Genomic DNA, 637 nt, shown 5'->3' on the forward strand with positions numbered 1-637 from the left:
CTCTCAATGTCCAAGAAACAGCTCAACCGTATTCGCGCAGAGAAAATCGGCATGATCTTCCAAGATCCCATGACCTCTCTGAATCCATTTATGAAGATAGGTAAACAGCTAAGCGAAGTGTTGATGGTGCACAAAGGCATGAGTCGCAAGCAAGCCATCGCGGAATCAATACACATGTTAGATGCGGTGCGAATCCCATCGCCGGACACTCGCCTGAATCAATACCCGCACGAGCTGTCTGGTGGCATGCGCCAACGTGTGATGATTGCCATGGCGCTCCTGTGTAAACCAGAGCTGCTCATCGCTGATGAGCCAACCACCGCACTCGATGTGACAGTACAAGCGCAAATCCTGACGTTATTACGTGAGTTACAAAAAGAGTTTAATACCGCGATATTGCTGATCACGCACGACATGGGCGTTGTTGCCGAAATGTGTGACCGCGTGTTGGTGATGTACGGTGGACAAAAAATGGAACAAGCGGATACGGACACCCTCTTTGCTCAGCCCGCACACCCTTATACCCAAGGCTTACTGAGAGCAATTCCGTCGATCACCGAAGACATGCCTCGTTTGCCAACCATCCCTGGCAATCCACCGAGCTCCTTGATTAACCACCAAGGCTGCCCGTTTAGAG

1 protein-coding gene is annotated in these 637 nt (G+C 50.9%); it reads left to right on the forward strand.

Features of this window, described 5'->3' with window-relative positions:
• On the forward strand, positions 1-637 hold a 637-nt coding region (locus R8N49_RS28115), incomplete at both ends, for an oligopeptide/dipeptide ABC transporter ATP-binding protein (RefSeq protein WP_318190570.1).

It is taken from the genome of Vibrio sp. 1978 (genome assembly GCF_033344345.1).